This is a genomic window from Vibrio sp. T20 (assembly GCF_007858795.1).
In the GTDB taxonomy this organism is placed as follows: Bacteria; Pseudomonadota; Gammaproteobacteria; order Enterobacterales; family Vibrionaceae; genus Vibrio; species Vibrio satsumensis.
In genome coordinates, this window is record NZ_VFEB01000240.1 from 1 (window position 1) to 349 (window position 349).

Annotated in this window: 1 protein-coding gene; it reads right to left on the reverse strand. The window is 42.4% G+C overall.

Annotated elements, in window-relative coordinates:
* A partial coding sequence (locus FTW16_RS22265) for a type IV pilin protein (protein ID WP_146492468.1) occupies positions 1-241 on the reverse strand: 241 nt, incomplete at its 3' end.
* Positions 242-349: the final 108 nt, after the last annotated feature.

Consider the following 349-nt stretch of genomic DNA (forward strand, 5'->3'; position numbering starts at 1 on the left):
TGCCTCCAGAGATAATATGACTCCAGTCGTACCCACCATCATAAGATGTCTCTAGCTCTAGCTGAATTCGACTAAGATCGCTCAAGGCAACCGTCCTATGAGACTTAATTACATGATTGGTATAAGAAGGGTAGGCGACAGCAGTAATGATCCCGACAATCACAACGGCTATCAGTAATTCGATCAATGTCATCCCTCCCAATCTTTTTTTGTAGCTGTTACAGCGAGAAATTCGAATTATCACGAGTTGTTTCCTTTTCACTTTTCCGCCTATTTTTGGCAGGTGATAGCATCTGTGCAAGATGAAATACGGTCACGTATGCCGTTTACATAGGAATTTGGGAAATGC